Source organism: Streptomyces sp. ActVer (assembly GCF_027270795.1).
Lineage (GTDB): Bacteria > Actinomycetota > Actinomycetes > Streptomycetales > Streptomycetaceae > Streptomyces > Streptomyces umbrinus_A.
On record NZ_JAPWHT010000090.1, the window covers coordinates 1 to 16,888 of the forward strand.

A 16,888-nucleotide genomic window follows, 5' to 3' on the forward strand; every position below is an offset into this window, starting at 1 on the left:
TCCGCCCCCGAACCCCCAAAGACTGCGCAGTTCCCCGCGCCCCTAGGTTTTTAGGGGCGCGGGGAACTGCGCGACCAGCCACAACGAACCCGCACCCGACAACACACCCCACGGGGCCTGGGGCGGAGCCCCAGTAGGTTGGGACGGGTAGGGGCGGCGGGGGCGAAGAAAACCCCCGCTAACCCCTCAGCTCGCCCACCGCCACCCGCCGGAACTCGATCGACTCGTACATCCCCGCGGCCCCCGTCTCATAGAGGACCCCGACCCGGTCGGACCCGAGCTGGACGAGGTCGGAGTACGCGGCCGGCAGCGTGGAGAGGGTCTTCGCCTTGGTGAAGGAGTGGCCCGCGTCCGCGCTGCGCCAGACCGCCATGGACTGGCGAACCGTGGGCACGGACGGCCCGGAGAAGAGCAACGGAGCCCCCACCCCCCGACCACCGCCGCCCGTCAACTGCAGAACACTGCCCTGAACCACAGGCACGTCATTGAGCGTCGGCTGGACCAGATAGGGCCGGTCGAGCGTCACACCCCCGTCACTGGAGTAGCTGTCGAGCCGGTTGCCCACACTGCTCCCGTGCTGATCCCGAGCACTGAAGTACAGCCGCCCGTCGGGCAGTTGCACGGCAATGCTCTCGTTCGCGTTCTCCACCCCGTCGTACAGGTCGTCCACGAACCCGACCCGCCACGTCACCCCACCGTCATCGCTGTAGATCGCGTGCGCCCCGTAGTACTTGGCCTCCTGCCCGGTGTCGGCGGAGCCGGCCGCCGGCGAGGCCGAGTGGTTGGACGGCACGACGAGCCGTCCGGCGTACGGCCCCCGCGTCAGAGCGACCGCATGTCCGGGCCCGGTGGCATACCACCGCCACCCAGGCAGCTTCACCGCCGCGGTGATGTCCCGGGGCGCACTGAAGCGACGCCCGTCGTCCCGGCTCGTCTGCACGAAGACCCGCCGGCTCTGCTCGGCCGTGACCTCCCCGCGCATGATCTGCGCCTCGGTCACAGCACCGCTGTTGTAGGACGTGAGGAGGACGACCTTCCCGGTACGCGGGTCGACGACGGGCGCCGGATTGCCGCGCGTGTTCCCCTTCCCGGCCGCGACGACGGACAGCGGCCCCCAGGTGCAGCCGCCGTCGAAGGACCGTCTGAGGACGACGTCGATGTTCCCGGTGTCCCCGGCACCGTCGCGTCTGCCCTCGGCGAAGGCGAGCACGGCACCGGTGCGGGTCGTCACGGTGGCGGGGATGCGGTAGGTGTCGTACCCGTTCTGCCCGGCCGCGTACGGGACGGAGGAGACACACCCCCGCGACGGCCGTTCCGCGGCGAACGCGGTACCGGTGGACACCGTTCCGGAGGCGAGTCCGACGGTGAGCCCCACGACTGCGGCAAGGGCGATCGGACGAGGACGACGCGAGGAAGCCACGGTTTCTCCTGAGGACGCGAGACATAGGACGTGGGATGTCTCTCGGGAAACGAGAAGCTAGTGCGCACCGAGGGACAGAGCAATGCCCTTGCAGCCAAAGGCAGTCGAGGGGCGCCCGAACTCGGACGAGCTCAGACAGCCCCGGGTATCACAAGCCCCGACTCATACGCCACGATCACCAGCTGCGCCCGGTCCCGCGCCCCCAACTTGCCCATGATGCGGCTGACATGGGTCTTCGCGGTCAGCGGACTGAGTCCCAACGCGTCGGCGATCTCAGTGTTGTTGAGACCGCGCGCGACCAGCGCGAGCACCTGCCGTTCCCGCTCGGACAGCCCGCTGGGCCCGCCGACCGCGGACGGCGTCGCGGTGTCCGGCGTGCGCAGAAAGCGGGCGATGAGCCGTGAGGTGGGACCGGGCGAGAGGAGCGACTCCCCCGCGGCCACCGTCCGGATGGCGTCGAGGAGTTCGGCCGGCCGGATGTCCTTCACGAGGAAGCCGGACGCCCCGGCCCTCAGCGCCTCGACGATGTGCTCGTCGGTGTCGTACGTCGTCAGGACGAGCACCCTCACACCCGCGAGATCCTCGTCGGCGGCGATGAGCCGGGTCGCCTCGATCCCGTCCAGGTCGGGCATGCGGATGTCCATCACGACGAGATCGGCCCGCGCCGACCGGGCCAGCGCCACGGCCTCCCGGCCGGTACCCGCTTCGGCGACGACCTCCATGTCACCGGCCGACGAGACGAGCATCGCGAAGGAGGCCCGTACGAGATTCTGGTCGTCGGCGAGCAGTACGCGGATCGTCATCGAACCTCGTCCCCCCGGGGCAGCGGCAGTGTGGCGGTCACCTCGAAGCCCTCGGCGGGCCCCGGTCCGGCGTCCAGTGTGCCGCCCACGCTACGGGCCCGCTCCCGCATTCCGACAAGCCCGAACCCCGGCGTGCCGCCGGACGAACCCGCCGCGCCGCCCGCGTCCGCGTCCCCGCCCGTCCCGTCGTCCTTGACGCTCACCAGCAGGGCGCCGTCCGCGGTCCACAGACCCACCCGCACGGTGAGGTTCTCGCGGCCACCGTGGCGTACGGCGTTGGTGAGCGCCTCCTGCACGATCCGGTAGGCGGCGGCGCCCACGGAGGGCGGTATGCCGTCCGCGCGGACGGACAGTTCGACCTTGGCCCCGGCCACCCGGCCCGACTCCGCGAGACCGGCCAGTCCGTCGATCCCGGGCAGCGGCCCCCTCATGTCCCCGGACCCCGAAACGGAACCGGGACCTGCCCCCGCTCCCAGGTCTGTGCCCACTCCCACGACCGCGTCGTGCGCCCGCAGCACCTCCAGCGTCGTACGCAGCTCCCCCCGGGCGGTCCGGCAGGTCCCCGCGATGTCGTCCAGCGCCTGGGCGACGGCCTTGCGGTCGAGGCGCTCGGGGTCGGCGGTGAGGACGTGGGCCGCCACGGACGTCTGCACGCCGATGAGCGTGATGCTGTGGGCGAGCAGGTCGTGCAGGTCCCGGGCGATCCGCAGCCGTTCCTCGGCGACGCGGCGCCGCGCCTCCTCCTCGCGGGTGCGCTCCGCGCGCTCGGCCCGCTCGACGATGGAGGCGACGTACCGTCGGTAGAACCGGACGTCGACGCCGAAGAAGAGCATGGCGACGACCCAGCCGGAGATCTCCAGCAGCTGGATGGCGTCCTTCGCGCTGACGCTGAGCATCACGCTCACCGCGACACCCAGGACGCCCATGCCCACCAGGACGGTGCGCAGCGGGCGGCCGGTGACGGCGACGGTGTAGAGGGCGAGGTACGAGGCGGGGGTCGGCGCCGCGTGGTGGAAGTCGAGGCCGTGGTACGGCGCGACACAGGCCACCACGGCGAGCATCACGAGCACCGGACGGGTGCGCCGCCACACGAGCGGTACATGGGCTCCGAGCAGCAGGGCCCAGCCGAGCGGGTCGAGTCGGCGTCCGTCGTCGACGAGCAGGGCGAGGGCGACCGCGAGCACGGCGACGCCCGCGGCGAAGATCGCGTCGTTGCGGGTCCGGTGCGGCGCGGTCAGCGGGTCGCGGTTGATGGCGGCCATGACACGTTCGAGCCGGCGTGGCCACGCGCCGCCACCGCCACCGCCACCGCCTGCTCCGGCACCCGCCGACGCCGACCGGTCGCGTACCGCCATGATCGTTCCCCGTACCCGCACGGCTCCATCTTCCGGTATGCGGGCGGGCGTGCGGGCGCCTCTCCCGAAGGAGAGGCGCCCGGACGGGCCCGACGTGTCAGGGCGCACCGACGGGTGCCGCCTGCCGTGGCGGCTCGGTCGGTTCGGCCGGCTCGGGCTCCCGTGAGAGCACGCCCGGCCACCACACCTTCCGGCCCAGGGCGACGCTGGCGCTGGTCACCAGGTACGTCCGTACGAGGAAGGTGTCGAGGAGAACGCCGACGGCGATCACGAAGCCGAGTTGGACCAGTTGCACCAGGCCCATGTTCGTCAGGACGGCGAAGGTCGCGGCGAGGACGAGTCCGGCGGAGGCGATGACGCCGCCGGTGGTGCGCAGTGCGGTGAGCGCGGCGGCGGCCGGTTCCGCTCCCGACAGGGACTCCTCCCTCATCCGGTGCATGAGGAAGATGCCGTAGTCGACGCCGAGGGCGACGAGGAACACGAAGGACAGCAGCCCGAGCCCCGGATCGGTGCCCTCGAAGCCGAGGAGCGGTCCGAAGACCAGCCCGCCGATCCCGAGGGACGCGCCCCACACCGCGACGACCGCGACCACCAGGAGCAGCGGTGCGACCAGACTCCGCAGCAGCCCGATCAGGATGAGCATCACGGAGACGAGGACGAGCGGCACGACGACCTTCGTGTCCCGGGCGTTGGTGTCCTCCAGGTCGATCTGCTGGGCGCTGGCCCCGCCGACGTAGGAGCCCTTCAGCTCGTCCCGCAGCGACTTGATGGTGGCGGTCTCCCCCGCCGACTGGGGCGCGCTCTTCGCGAAGACGGAGATCTCGGTCCAGCCGCCTCCCGTACGCCCCTTCTCCGCGCTGCCGACTCCCGGGGTGCCGCGGACGGCCGCGAGGGTCTCGTCGGCGCGGCCCTGCGGGGTGACCACGTCGATGGGCTGGCTGCCGCGCTCGGGATAGGACTTGCCGAGGGTCTCCATCGCGGCGACGGCCTCCGGCTTGTCGACGAAGGAGTCCTCCTGCTTGACCGGACCGGGCAGGTTGAGCGAACCCAGGGCGAGAGCGCCCAGCAGTACGGCACCGCTCGCGAGCACGGTCAGCGGCCTGCGTCCGGCCGAGCTGCCCATCGCCGAGAACAGGCTGCGCCGCTGCTTGGGTTCGCTCCCGAAGGCCGGCACGAGCGGCCAGAACACCCGCCGTCCGACCAGTACGAGGATGGCGGGGAGCAGGGTCAGCATCGCGATCAGCGCGCACAGCACACCGACGGTGCCGAGCGGGCCCATGCCCCGGCTGCTGTTGAGGTCGGCGGCGAGCAGGCACAGCAGTCCGGCGGCGACGGTGCCGGAGGAGGCGAGCACGGCGGGCCCGCAGCCGCGCAGGGCGGCGACCATGGCCTCGTAGGGGCGCTCGATGCGCCGCAGTTCCTCCCGGTAGCGCGAGACGAGCAGCAGCGCGTAGTCCGTGCCCGCCCCGAACACGAGGATCGTCATCACGCCCGAGCTCTGCCCCGAGACGGTCGTGCCGAAGGCCTGGTTGAGGCCGTAGGCGACACCCATCGACATGAAGTCGGCGATCCCGGCGACGACGAGCGGCACGAGCCACAGCACCGGGCTGCGGTAGATCAGGATCAGCAGGATGGCGACGACTGCGACGGTCGTGTAGAGCAGCGGTCCGCCGAGCGAGTTGTAGACCTCGGCGGCGTCGGTGGCCAGCGCGCCGGTGCCGCCCACCTCGACGCTCAACCCGCCTTCGCCCTGGGCGACTTCGCGGACGTCGTTGACGAGCTCGTCGCGCAGGTCCTCGTTCGTCCCGGGCTCGTTGCTGGCGACCGGGTACATCAGGGTCGTACCGTCCTTCGACGGAATCCCCTTCGGGGCGCCGCCGATCAGTTCGTGCTGCCCGGCGATCTCCGCGACCTGACCCGCGGCGGTCTCCCGGTCGGCGGCGCTGAGCCCGCCGTCCCGGTGGTAGACGAGCACCATCTCGGTGGTCTCGCCACCGGGCAACTTCTCCTGGATCTCCGCCACTTGCGTCGAGTCGGCGCTCGCCGGCAGGTAGTCGGTGACCCGGTCGTGCTGCACGTCGGCGAGCTTCGCCGCGAACGGCCCGACGAGCGCGAGCACGGCGATCCACAGCCCGAGCACCGCCCATGGAACGGCTCGCCCGCGCCCCGTCCTCGTCGTGGTTGTCTGTCCGGCCCCCATTGACCGATCTCCCTCCGGGTGACGTCTGCTTCGGCCTCCAGACTTCCGTCGAAGACCACGGCTTTCGTCGGGCGGGAGGGCGAGGTGGTGCGTACTGCCGGGGGCGACGAGGGGCGCGGATTACTCCCAGGGGAGTAGCAGAGGGCTTCGCGCCCTTCAGGGGCGCGGGGAACTGCGCGACCAGCCCCCACGGACCCGCAGCAATCACTCAGCCCCCGCCGGGGAGGGCACCGGCCGGGAGGGCGCGAGGGGCCCGGGCCCACCCGGGGGTCACGACGGCGTACGCGCCGCCGTGAGCAACCGCGTCACATCATCCGCACAGATCGTCAGCGCAGCGCCCACCGTCGAGAGCGTCTCGCGCTCGGCAGGCGTGTACGGCCCGTCGGCGAGAGCGATACGAGCACCCTGGAGAAGGATGGCCTCGCGGCCGCCGGGGGCCAGGTGGGGCGCCAGCGGGTCCAGAGCCTCGTGGAGCTCTATGGCCAGCCCGGGCCCGCAGGGCTCCCCGAAGATCCGGCCGGTGTCGGCGGCGAGCGCCTCCACGAGGGCCGCGAGCTGCTCCTCGGTGCAGTCGTCGAACCCGGCCGAGCGGACGGCGCTCGCGGCGGTCTCCAGGGACGTACGGGCGCAGGTGCCGCCGGCGGCCAGGACGGCGAGCGCGACGGTGTGGACGGCGTCACGGAGCATCGCCGAGAAACGGGTCGTGGTGGGGTGGTCCAGGACGTCCGCGCTGTAGTGCTGACCGCAGGCCGCACACTCGACGACGGGACCCGTCTCGCCGCGCGGGAGGACCGGGACGCCGAGGCAGGTGAAGCGGCGGCGGCCGGTGAGGCGCTGGTAGTTGCGATCGCCTCCGCAGCCGGGGCAGAAGAACTCGCCGTCGCCGACGGTGGTCCACGCCGTGCGGGTTCCGAGGATGCGCGAAACGCCCATGGAGCCGGCGCGGACAAACCGGCCGTTTCGTCCCCGTCCTGGCAGCACGTCGCACCTCCGTAACGCCGCGGCAACATCGCCGCGTTGGCGTGATGTTAGCCACATTGTTGAGGAAGAGTCAGTACCCAGGGCGAGACCACTCTGTGACATGGCTTGATACACGCCGCGGTCCCGCCCGCCTGTGAGGCGGACGGGACCGGAGAAACGCAGGTGAACGGCCTTATCGGGTCGCGCGGTTGACCGCGGAGACAACGGCCTTCAGTGAGGCGCGTGTCGTATTCGCGTCGATGCCGATTCCCCACAGAACCTTGTCGCCGATCGCGACCTCGATGTACGAGGCGGCCTGCGCGGAGGCGCCCTCGCTCATCGTGTGCTCCTGGTAGTCCAGCAGTCGGGCGTCGACCCCAATGCCCTGCAGGGCGTGGAAGAACGCCGAGATCGGGCCGTTTCCGGTGCCGGCCAGAACGGTCTCGGTGCCGTCCACCTCGGCCTCGACGGTGAGCGTGTCGACGCCGTCACGGTCGGTCGTGGACTGGCCGTTGCTGACCTGGATACGGCCCCAGGGGTTCTGGGCGTTCGGCAGGTACTCGTCCTGGAAGACCGCCCAGATGTCCTTGCCGGTGACCTCGCCGCCCTCGGCGTCGGTCTTCGCCTGGATGATCTTCGAGAACTCGATCTGCATCCGGCGCGGCAGGTCCAGGCTGTGGTCGTTCTTCAGGACGTACGCGATACCGCCCTTGCCGGACTGCGAGTTGACCCGGATGACGGCCTCGTACGAACGCCCGACGTCCTTCGGGTCGATCGGCAGATACGGGACGGCCCACTCGATGTCGTCGACGGTGACGCCCTTCGCGGCCGCGTCGGCCTCCATGGCGTCGAAGCCCTTCTTGATGGCGTCCTGGTGGGAGCCGGAGAAGGACGTGTAGACCAGGTCGCCCACGTACGGGTGGCGCGGGTGGACCTCCATCTGGTTGCAGTACTCGGCGGTGCGCCGCACCTCGTCGATGTCCGAGAAGTCGATCTGCGGGTCCACACCCTGGGAGAACAGGTTCATGCCCAGCGTGACCAGGTCGACGTTGCCGGTCCGCTCGCCCTGCCCGAACAGACAGCCCTCGATACGGTCGGCCCCGGCCATCAGCGCCAGCTCGGCCGCCGCGACAGCCGTACCCCGGTCGTTGTGCGGGTGGACGGACAGGCAGACGTGCTCACGGCGGGACAGGTTGCGGCTCATCCACTCGAAGCGGTCCGCGTGCGTCGACGGGGTCGAACGCTCCACCGTGGCAGGCAGGTTGAGGATGATCTCGCGGCCCGGACCCGGCTGCCAGACGTCCATGACGGCCTCGCAGACCTCCAGGGCGAAGTCCAGCTCGGTGTCCGTGAAGATCTCGGGGCTGTACTGGTAGCCGAAGGTCGTCTCCGGGCCCAGCAGCTTCTCCGCGTACTCCACGACCAGCCGCGTGCCGTCGACGGCGATCTGCTTGATGTCGTCCTTGGAGCCCCGGAAGACGACCCGGCGGAAGACCGGCGCGGTGGCGTTGTACAGGTGGACGGTGGCGCGCCTGGCGCCCTTCAGCGACTCGACGGTCCGCTCGATCAGGTCCTCGCGGGCCTGGGTCAGTACGGAGATGGTGACGTCGTCCGGGATCGCGCCCTCGTCCTCGATGATCGAGCGCACGAACGCGAAGTCGGTCTCGCCGGAGGCCGGGAATCCGACCTCGATCTCCTTGTAGCCCATCTTCACCAGCAGGTCGAACATCTCGCGCTTGCGCGCGGGCGACATGGGGTCGATCAGGGCCTGGTTGCCGTCACGCAGGTCGGTGGAGAGCCAGCGGGGGGCGACGGTGATCCGGTTGTCCGGCCACGTACGGTCGGCGATGTCGACCTGGTCGTACGGGCGGTACTTGTGGATCGGCATGGAGGTGGGCTGCTGGCGATTGGCCATGATGCGAGGGGCTCCTCTTGGTCCGCTTGATCCTCGGAGAGAATCCGAGGGACGGCCGACGGCGCAACGCCGAACTCCGCGGGGAGGGGGTCGGCCTCGACTACAGGCCCTCGCCGCGGCAGCTAAGGAGAAGCAGCCCGTAACGCATGATGCTCCGCATGCTAGCCGAGCCAAGCCCCGCGCGAGGGTTCGTATCAGTATGCGGGACACCGAGGAATTGCATCACAAAAGGTGCACAAGGTCACATCGCTACACATCGGCACCTCTCCCTTCGACGGCTCGGGGGCCCGCGTTCTTCAGGGGCGCGGGGAACTGCGCGACCAGCCCCCACCGGCCCGCACCCGTAACACAACCCCCACCCCACAGCCCCCCTTATCTCCGCATTTCACCAATCATGGTTGCCCCTGGTGACAGCGGCATCACGCAGTGCAATGGTGCCGACCATGACGACAACCGGGGGCTTCGAGCCCGTCTTCTGCACCATCGTTCCACCCCACGTCCTCGACACCCTGGCCCAGGCCGAGGACCCGGCACTCGCCGGCAAGGCACGCCGCACCCTGGAGCACGACGCCTTCGAGCGCACCCACCGCCGCCTGACCACGGTCATCGGCGCGCCCACCCTGGCCCCGCCGAAGGGCGCCGCCGCGGACAAGCCGAACCGCACGATCCACGACGCGAAGCACAAGCAGGACCTGCCCGGCAAGAAGGTCCGCAGCGAGGGCGACAAGCCCGGCAAGGACGCCACGGTCAACCGCGCGTACGCCGGCCTGGGCGCGACCTTCGAGCTGTTCCAGAAGGCGTACGAGCGGAACTCGATCAACGCCGAGGGACTGCCGCTCAACGCGACCGTGCACTTCGGCGAGGACTACAACAACGCCTTCTGGAACGGCGAGCAGATGGTCTTCGGCGACGGTGACGGTGAGATCTTCCTCGACTTCACCATCCCGGTCGACGTCATCGGCCACGAGCTGGCCCACGGCGTCACGCAGTACACGGCGAACCTCACGTACTTCGGCCAGCCGGGTGCCCTGAACGAGCACTTCTCGGACGTCTTCGGCGCGCTGATCAAGCAGTACACGCTCGGCCAGACCGCCGCCGAGGCCGACTGGCTGATCGGCGCGGGCCTGCTGGCCCCGCGCGTCACGGGCACGGCCCTGCGCTCGATGAAGGCCCCGGGCACGGCGTACGACGACGACGTGCTCGGCAAGGACCCGCAGCCCGCCACGATGGACGACTACGTTCAGACGGGCCGCGACAACGGCGGCGTCCACATCAACTCCGGCATCCCGAACCACGCTTTCTACCTCGCGGCGACCGCGCTGGGCGGGCACGCGTGGGAGCGGGCCGGACGGATCTGGTACGACGTGCTGACCGGCGGCGAGCTGGGCTCGAAGGCCAACTTCACGGACTTCGCGACGCTGACCGTGGCCAAGGCACGCGCCTCGTTCGGCGAGGGCGACGAACTGCAGGCCGTGACAAAGGCGTGGGAGCAGGTCGGGGTACGGACCCTGTGACCGCGCCCCGCGCCGCCGTTTCGCAGTAGCTCCATTTCGTACTAGACAGGACCCATGCGTATTCAGGTGAGGCGCACGGGCGGATTCGCGGGCATCGAGCGGCACGCCGAGGTGGAGACCTCGGGCCGCGCCGACGCCCAGGAGTGGCACGCCCTGGCCGAACAGGCGATCGCGTCCGGCCGGGGCACGCCCCCCATAGGGGTTCCGGACGGCTTCAGCTACCAGATCACCGCCAACGGCAGAACGGTGTACTGCGCGGACCCCCGCTTGACGGAGGAGCAGCGCAAACTGATCTCAAGGGTCCTGAAGGAGGGTTCCTGAAGACACCGCCCACAGGAGCGCCCCCAAGGGGCGCGGGGAACTGCGCGACAAGCCACAGACGCCCCGCAGCCGCCCCGCACAGGACCACCCCTCCCCTTGGGCGCTCCAGGGAGGCCGTAACTCCCAGTTCACTTCCTACCGTTGACTTCACTGTCCGCCGCTACAGATGATCGCGCGCATGGCGAACACGGCGACGAACCCGATACCCCAGTTCCCGGCCGGCTTCCTCTGGGGCGTGTCCACCTCGGCCCACCAGATCGAGGGCGCGGCGGACAAGCGCGACCCCTCGGTCTGGGACGCCTTCACGGCCGAACCGGGGCACATCAAGGACAACTCCACGGCGGCGGTGGCCTGCGACCACTACCACCGCTACCCGGAGGACGTCGCGCTCCTGCGCGACCTCGGCGTGGACGCGTACCGCTTCTCGATCTCCTGGCCGCGGGTGAACTCCCCCGGCGGCCTGGACTTCTACGACCGCCTGGTGGACGAACTGACCGCGGCGGGCCTACGCCCCGTGCCGACCCTCTTCCACTGGGATCTGCCGGTGTCGGTCGAGGAGGCGGGCGGCTGGCTGAACCGGGACACGGCCGAGCGCTTCGCCGAGTACGCCGCCGTGGTGGTCGACCGGCTGGGTGACCGGATCAGCAAGTGGATCACCCTCAACGAGCCCGCAGAACACACCCTGTTGGGCCACGCGCTCGGCGCGCACGCGCCGGGAAAGCAACTCCTCTTCGACTCGCTCCCCGTGGCCCACCACCAGCTGTTGGGCCACGGCCTGGCCGTACGGGCCCTGCGCGCGGCCGGAGTCACGGGCATCGGCATCGCCAACTCGCACGGCCCGACCTGGCCCGCCTCCCAGGAACCGGAGGACCTGGAGGCGGCGGCCTTCTACGACATCCTCCTCAACCGGCTGTTCGCGGACCCGGTGCTGACGGGCCAATACCCCGACGGACTCGGTGAGTTGATGCCCGGAGACGTCGAGGCCGACCTGAAGGTCATCTCTGAGCCGATCGACTGGTACGGGATCAACTACTACGCCCCGACCAGGGTGGGCGCGCCCCAGGGCGCCGAGATCGAGTTCGGCGGACTGACGATGCCCGCCGAACTCCCCTTCTCCGTAAGGGAAATCGAGGGCTACCCGGTCACGGACTTCGGCTGGCCGGTGGTCCCCGAGGCCCTCACGGAACTGCTGGTGGACTTCCACAAGCGGTACGGCGACCGGCTCCCGCCCGTGGTCATCACGGAGAACGGCTGCTCGTACGAGGGCCTCGACGACCAGGACCGGATCACGTACCTCGACGGTCATCTCCGGTCCCTGCACCGGGCGTTGGACCAGGGCGTCGACGTCCGCGGCTACTTCGTGTGGTCGCTCCTCGACAACTTCGAGTGGGCGGAAGGCTACGCCCGCCGCTTCGGCCTGGTCCACGTGGACTTCGACACGCTGAAGCGCACGCCGAAGGCGTCGTACGGCTGGCTACGGGACGTGATCCGAGCCCAGGGAGGGTGAGCCGGGGGCTCCGCCCCCGAACCCCCAAAGACTGCGCAGTTCCCCGCGCCCCTAGGCTTTTAGGGGCGCGGGGAACTGCGCGACAAGCCACAGCCGGACCCGCACCCAAAAGCACACCCCACGGGGCCTGGGGCGAAGCCCCAGTTTCGGGAAGGGGTGGGGCTGGGGAAGGAGAAAAGTCCTAGAAGCCGAGCTTGCGCAGCTGGCGCGGATCCCGTTGCCAGTCCTTGGCGACCTTGACATGGAGGTCGAGGAAGACCGGCGTACCCAGAAGCGCCTCGATCTGCTTGCGCGACTTGATCCCGACCTCCTTCAACCGCTTCCCCTTGGGCCCGATGATGATCCCCTTCTGACTGGGCCGCTCGATATAGACGAACGCGTGGATGTCGAGAAGAGGCTTGTCGGCAGGCCGGTCCTCGCGGGGAAGCATCTCCTCCACGACAACGGCGATGGAGTGCGGCAACTCGTCCCGCACCCCCTCCAGCGCGGCCTCACGAATCAGCTCGGCCACCATGACCTGCTCGGGCTCGTCCGTGAGGTCGCCCTCGGGATAGAGCGCGGGCCCCTCCGGAAGCAGCGGCACCAGCAGATCCGCGAGCAGATCGACCTGCTTGTCCCCGACGGCGGACACCGGCACGATCTCGGCCCACTCGAACCCGAGCTCCTTGCCGAGCTGGTCGATGGCGATGAGCTGCTCGGCGAGCGTCTTGCTGTCCACGAGGTCGGTCTTCGTCACGATCGCGATCTTCGGCGTCTTCTTGATCGACGCCAGTTCCTTCGCGATGAAACGGTCACCGGGACCGAGCTTCTCGTTCGCCGGCAGACAGAACCCGATCACGTCGACCTCGGCCCACGTCGTCCGTACGACGTCGTTCAGCCGCTGGCCGAGCAGCGTGCGCGGTTTGTGCAGCCCAGGCGTGTCCACGAGGATCAGCTGGGCGTCGGGCCGGTGCACGATGCCGCGCACGGTGTGCCGCGTCGTCTGGGGCTGGTTCGCCGTGATCGCCACCTTCTGGCCGACCAGAGCGTTCGTCAGGGTGGACTTGCCCGCGTTGGGGCGGCCCACGAAGCAGGCGAAGCCGGCGCGGTGGATCGCCTCGGACGGCTCGGAAGACTGGGTACGAACGCTCATGACGCCCATTGTCCCTGATCATCGGAGCCCCGCCGCACCCAGCGGCCCGGCACACCGCCCGGGACCTTACGACACAGGCCCGGACGGCCTTACGATCACGGGGCTCCGGAGCAAGGCTCCGGCCTCCATCACCCGCATCCGCAGAAGGTCAGGCCCCCGGCATGAAGCTCATCACCGCGATCGTCAAGCCGCACCGACTCGACGAGGTCAAGACCGCCCTCCAGGACATCGGCGTGCACGGGCTGACCGTCACGGAGGCCAGCGGGTACGGGCGCCAGCGCGGCCACACGGAGGTGTACCGCGGGGCCGAGTACCAGGTCGACCTGGTCCCCAAGATCCGTATCGAGGTCGTCGTCGAGGACGCGGACGCCGACGCCGTCATCGAAGGGATCGTGAAGGCGGCGAGGACGGGGAAGATCGGCGACGGGAAGGTGTGGACGGTGCCGGTGGAGACGGTGGTGCGGGTACGGACGGGCGAGCGCGGTCCCGACGCCCTCTGATCCTGATCCCCACGGCCACGCCGACCGCGATCCCCACTCCCAGCACGACCGCGACGAGCCACGGCAGCGCGAAGAACGACGTACTCGCCGACTCGCGGGTGTCGTGCGCGCTGGCGGTCAACGTCACGTCGCCCCAGTCGAGTTGGGGCGCGCCACGCCACGGTTCGCTCAGCTTCACCCGCTGCCCGGGCAGCAGCTCGGAGGGGACCTCGGCCAGGTCGCGGGCGAGCAGCGTACGGCCGAAGAGCCCCTCGGCCTTCAGCTCCACCTTGGGGTTGAGGGTGACGTTGCCGGTGTTGCGGAGGGTGTACGAGACGGTGGCCGTGCTGTCGCCCATGCCCGGGACCAGGGGCTGGTGGTGGGTGATGCGGACGTCCTCGACGGCGACGGCGGGCACGGTCGGCCCGCCCACCCGCAGATAGATCCGGGCGCCGACGGCCCGCTGCACGCCGACCTCGACGGCCCCCGACCCGCCGTCGATGCGCTCGTCGAGAGCGACCAGCGCACCCGGATGATCGCCGGGTTCGGCGCCCTCGGGCACCCGGATCGTGAACGGCACGGTGACCGAGCCGTGCGCGGGCACGGTCACCCGGGACTTCGCGGGCTTCGCCCAGGCACCGACACCCCGCTGCTTCTCCTTGCTGGTACGCACCGCGAACCCGCCGTCGCGGGCGGTGTTGTAGGCGTCGGCCGCGTACAGCCGGAAGGTCAGTGGCGCCCCGGTCTTGTTGGCGACGGTGACCTTGTCCTTGAGAGTCGTCCCCGGGTCGGCGGAGAGGTGGAAGTAGGGCCGCGAGGCGAGGTCCGTCGAGACGGGGTAGACGGACCAGCTGCCGTTGTCGGCTGCGTACGCGGGCGCCCCGGCCAGGCCGAGGAACAGCAACAGGAGGAGGACGAACGGCTTGCGCATGGGTGCGGACCCCCGGTGGCGAGTCGGACGAGGCGGACGGGCGGGTGCGCGCCCGGCCACCGATGGAACGAGCCTGCTCACAGCTCTGTTGACGAACCGTCAGGTCTGAGCGTCAGCGTCAGCAGTGACGTGGGCGTCAGGTGAGCGTGAGCGTCAGCACGCCGGAGTACGCACCGGGCGGGGTGAACGCCGGAACGTTCAGCGACAGCCTGGCGTCGACGGTGAACTCACCACCGGTCTGCGCGCCGTTGGGAGTGGACGCCAGAGTCGCGCCCGCACTGCCGACCGAGCCGGGCGAACCGGGCTGGCAGGTGCTCGGGCTGCCGGTCTTGGTGGCGCAGACCGGGGTCCAGCCCAGTTTGGCCGCTTCGATCTTCGCCCCGCCGGGACCGGCGAAGTCGGTGACCTTGCCGGTCAGGGACCAGCCCGCGGGTCCGCCGCGGAAGTCCTTGACGGTCACCGTCTGCAGGGAGCCGCGCGAGAAGCCGCCCTTGCCGTAGTCGACCGCCGCGAGTTCGACGGTGTCACCGGCCTGGGTCATGGACAACGTGCCTGCCTTGACCGAGGAGTTGAGCTTCTGGCTGCCCTCGGGGAGAGGCGTGTCGTCGATGACGACGTACGCGGCGGGACCGGCACCCTTGGCATCGCTCCAGGCGCTGCCCTCGTACGCCACGACCCCGGTCGTCGCCTTGTCTCTGACGGTCAGGGTGCCGCTGATGGCGCCCTGCGCGTTCGCGGTGGCGGTGCCCTTGTCGGCGGTCTCGGCGGGGCCGGCCCGTCCGGCGAGGGTGACTGCGGCGCCCGGGGTGAAGTTCGCGCCCGTGACGGTCACGCTGTCACCGGGCTTCCCGGAGGCCGTACCGAGGCTGATGGCACGGTTGTTGGTCTGTCCGCCGTCCGTCGCGGTGACCGTCTCGGAGACGGGGGCGGGCGGGTTGGTGACCGTGCACGGCGTGTCCAGCTCCAGGATGTAGCTGGTGTGGATGTTGTAGTCGCCGGGCGAGATGGTGATCGCGCCGGGTGTGGTGACCGTGAAGGTGCCGGTCATCGAGAACGACGGGAAGGCTCCCTTCCCCGGTACCGGGTCGTTCTTCTTCGGGCCCGCGACCGTGATGTCACCGGTCTGCACGCCACCGAGGGTGACCTTGCCGGTGGGCGTCATGATGTCGGCGGGCAGGGCGATGTCGACCGGGTTGCTCGCGGCGGGCTTGACCACCGTGTACGTGACGGTGACCGTGTCGCCCACCTTGGGCGCGGCGTTGTCCACCGTGATCTTGGCGGTGGTCGTGCCGTCGATCGGCGGGATGCCCGCGATGGGCGGCGGGACGCAGTGCGTGGCGAAGTCGACCTGCTGAGGCTCCGCGCTCGCGGGACAGGCGAGTGCGCCTCCCCCGGTGACCGCGAGTGCGGTCGCTCCGAGAAGTGCCGCCCAACGGTGGCGTCTTCGGGTTCCTGAACCCATGGTTGCCCCTCCTGAGGATGCGGGCGCAGCGGCTCTTCCGCGTTCTTCTGCGCCGACAGGGGGACATTGATGTGTGGGTTGTGTGAAATGTCAATGGAATCGCCGGACGAGAACTGATGGGCCATCAGTTTCTGTCAACTTGCTTGAGACGGGGGGAAGTTGACGTACTCCGAAATCCCCGCGCGCCCGCCTCCCGAGGAGCTCAGCGCATCGACCGGTGCCGCCGCGCGCAGGCGGCACCGGTCGATGGCTCGACTTGCTCGTGGGGGGCTATGGGGGGGGAGGGCTACCGCCCGGGACTCACTCGAACACGAACGGGCCCGGCGACTGCACTTCCTCCGCCGTACACGTCACGGTGATGAACCCGAAGATCACCATCTGCAGGGAGCCGCCGAACGCCTCCAGGCTGTCGCCGGGCGCCACGGTGCCGGTCAGCGGGCCGACCGAGACGCCGTCGCCCGCGTCCATCGCGGGGTTCTTGGTGCCCGTGAAGGCGGTCGTGCCACCGCTCGCCTTCACCATGGTGAGTGTGGAGACGATCGAGTCCGCGCCGAGGGCGAGCGGGGAGGTGATCTCGGAGGAGCTGAGGGTGATGGTGGCGGAGGTGCCGGTCTGGGTGGCCGTGAGGGTGGCCTCACCGCCGCCATAGGCGCCGCAGTCGGCGATGATCGTGGCGGACTGGGGGACGACGGCCGCGGCACCCGGAGCGAGGGCCAGGCCGGCGGCGAGGGTGCCGGCGGCTAACGCCGCACCGATTCCGAGTCGCTTGCATCTCATTGGGGATTCCCTTCCCTTGTACGGGAATTGCCATGTGGGGACGTTCGACGGGCACGCCGTAGTGCGGGCACGCGTGGTTGCCACCGGTGCCTGTGCGCAGGCCGGCGACGGT

At 70.2% G+C, this 16,888-nt stretch carries 13 protein-coding genes and 1 pseudogene; 4 read left to right on the forward strand and 10 right to left on the reverse strand.

The window, feature by feature from the left end:
* Positions 1-178: 178 nt before the first annotated feature.
* The 6 genes from O3Q52_RS16965 to leuA form a co-directional block, all read right to left on the reverse strand.
* Positions 179-1,342: an exo-alpha-sialidase gene (locus tag O3Q52_RS16965; RefSeq protein ID WP_269649635.1), complete on the reverse strand. Its 1,164-nt coding sequence runs from the start codon at positions 1,340-1,342 to the stop codon at positions 179-181.
* A 209-nt stretch (positions 1,343-1,551) separates the two neighbouring features.
* Complete coding sequence (locus O3Q52_RS16970) at positions 1,552-2,223, reverse strand: response regulator transcription factor (protein ID WP_269649615.1); 672 nt, start codon at positions 2,221-2,223, stop codon at positions 1,552-1,554.
* Positions 2,220-3,485 (reverse strand): sensor histidine kinase, encoded by a 1,266-nt coding sequence (locus tag O3Q52_RS16975; protein WP_269649636.1) that lies wholly within the window; start codon positions 3,483-3,485, stop codon positions 2,220-2,222. The genes O3Q52_RS16970 and O3Q52_RS16975 overlap by 4 nt, the downstream gene beginning before the upstream one ends.
* Before the next feature lie 190 nt (positions 3,486-3,675).
* Positions 3,676-5,778, reverse strand: a complete 2,103-nt coding sequence (locus tag O3Q52_RS16980) for an MMPL family transporter (RefSeq protein ID WP_269649616.1) — start codon at positions 5,776-5,778, stop codon at positions 3,676-3,678.
* A 270-nt stretch (positions 5,779-6,048) separates the two neighbouring features.
* The gene (locus O3Q52_RS16985) at positions 6,049-6,759 is read right to left on the reverse strand and encodes a TerB family tellurite resistance protein (RefSeq protein WP_269649617.1); all 711 of its coding nucleotides are present in this window, start codon (positions 6,757-6,759) and stop codon (positions 6,049-6,051) included.
* 172 nt (positions 6,760-6,931) lie between these two features.
* Positions 6,932-8,653, reverse strand: coding sequence for a 2-isopropylmalate synthase (gene leuA / locus O3Q52_RS16990; protein WP_269649618.1), 1,722 nt, complete (start codon positions 8,651-8,653; stop codon positions 6,932-6,934).
* Positions 8,654-9,096: 443 nt separating this feature from the next.
* Between leuA and O3Q52_RS16995 the strand changes: the two genes are divergently transcribed.
* The 3 genes from O3Q52_RS16995 (at position 9,097) to O3Q52_RS17005 (ending at position 11,995) form a co-directional block, all read left to right on the forward strand.
* On the forward strand, positions 9,097-10,167 hold the full coding sequence (locus O3Q52_RS16995; protein ID WP_269649619.1) for a M4 family metallopeptidase: 1,071 nt from the start codon (positions 9,097-9,099) through the stop codon (positions 10,165-10,167).
* A 54-nt stretch (positions 10,168-10,221) separates the two neighbouring features.
* A complete protein-coding gene (locus O3Q52_RS17000; RefSeq protein ID WP_269649620.1) occupies positions 10,222-10,488 on the forward strand; it encodes a protealysin inhibitor emfourin in 267 nt (88 codons plus the stop codon).
* 178 nt (positions 10,489-10,666) lie between these two features.
* A complete protein-coding gene (locus O3Q52_RS17005; protein ID WP_269649621.1) occupies positions 10,667-11,995 on the forward strand; it encodes a GH1 family beta-glucosidase in 1,329 nt (442 codons plus the stop codon).
* A 181-nt stretch (positions 11,996-12,176) separates the two neighbouring features.
* On the opposite strand, the gene era is transcribed toward O3Q52_RS17005, so the two are convergent.
* Positions 12,177-13,136, reverse strand: coding sequence for a GTPase Era (era, locus tag O3Q52_RS17010; protein WP_269649622.1), 960 nt, complete (start codon positions 13,134-13,136; stop codon positions 12,177-12,179).
* Positions 13,137-13,288: 152 nt separating this feature from the next.
* Here era and O3Q52_RS17015 point away from each other — a divergent pair, with 152 nt between their 5' ends.
* On the forward strand, positions 13,289-13,627 hold the full coding sequence (locus O3Q52_RS17015) for a P-II family nitrogen regulator (RefSeq protein WP_269649623.1): 339 nt from the start codon (positions 13,289-13,291) through the stop codon (positions 13,625-13,627).
* Here the strand turns inward: O3Q52_RS17015 and O3Q52_RS17020 are convergent.
* The 3 genes and pseudogenes from O3Q52_RS17020 to O3Q52_RS17030 all read right to left on the reverse strand — a co-directional run.
* A pseudogene (locus O3Q52_RS17020) lies at positions 13,524-14,537 on the reverse strand (DUF916 domain-containing protein); the annotation flags it as partial. The gene O3Q52_RS17015 and the pseudogene O3Q52_RS17020 sit on opposite strands and share 104 nt — an antisense overlap.
* Before the next feature lie 136 nt (positions 14,538-14,673).
* The gene (locus tag O3Q52_RS17025; protein WP_269649624.1) at positions 14,674-15,999 is read right to left on the reverse strand and encodes a beta-xylosidase; all 1,326 of its coding nucleotides are present in this window, start codon (positions 15,997-15,999) and stop codon (positions 14,674-14,676) included.
* Positions 16,000-16,299: 300 nt separating this feature from the next.
* Complete coding sequence (locus tag O3Q52_RS17030) at positions 16,300-16,776, reverse strand: hypothetical protein (protein ID WP_269649625.1); 477 nt, start codon at positions 16,774-16,776, stop codon at positions 16,300-16,302.
* Positions 16,777-16,888 lie beyond the last annotated feature (112 nt).

Excerpts from the sequence above, each read along its gene's own strand:
- O3Q52_RS16995 (WP_269649619.1), top strand. The coding sequence starts at position 9,097 with ATGACGACAACCGGGGGCTTCGAGCCCGTCTTCTGCACCATCGTTCCA.
- O3Q52_RS16975 (WP_269649636.1), bottom strand. The coding sequence starts at position 3,485 with ATGGCCGCCATCAACCGCGACCCGCTGACCGCGCCGCACCGGACCCGC.
- O3Q52_RS16980 (WP_269649616.1), bottom strand. The coding sequence starts at position 5,778 with ATGGGGGCCGGACAGACAACCACGACGAGGACGGGGCGCGGGCGAGCC.
- era (WP_269649622.1), bottom strand. The coding sequence starts at position 13,136 with ATGGGCGTCATGAGCGTTCGTACCCAGTCTTCCGAGCCGTCCGAGGCG.
- O3Q52_RS16970 (WP_269649615.1), bottom strand. The coding sequence starts at position 2,223 with ATGACGATCCGCGTACTGCTCGCCGACGACCAGAATCTCGTACGGGCC.
- leuA (WP_269649618.1), bottom strand. The coding sequence starts at position 8,653 with ATGGCCAATCGCCAGCAGCCCACCTCCATGCCGATCCACAAGTACCGC.
- O3Q52_RS17025 (WP_269649624.1), bottom strand. The coding sequence starts at position 15,999 with ATGGGTTCAGGAACCCGAAGACGCCACCGTTGGGCGGCACTTCTCGGA.
- O3Q52_RS17000 (WP_269649620.1), top strand. The coding sequence starts at position 10,222 with ATGCGTATTCAGGTGAGGCGCACGGGCGGATTCGCGGGCATCGAGCGG.
- O3Q52_RS17015 (WP_269649623.1), top strand. The coding sequence starts at position 13,289 with ATGAAGCTCATCACCGCGATCGTCAAGCCGCACCGACTCGACGAGGTC.
- O3Q52_RS17030 (WP_269649625.1), bottom strand. The coding sequence starts at position 16,776 with ATGAGATGCAAGCGACTCGGAATCGGTGCGGCGTTAGCCGCCGGCACC.
- O3Q52_RS17005 (WP_269649621.1), top strand. The coding sequence starts at position 10,667 with ATGGCGAACACGGCGACGAACCCGATACCCCAGTTCCCGGCCGGCTTC.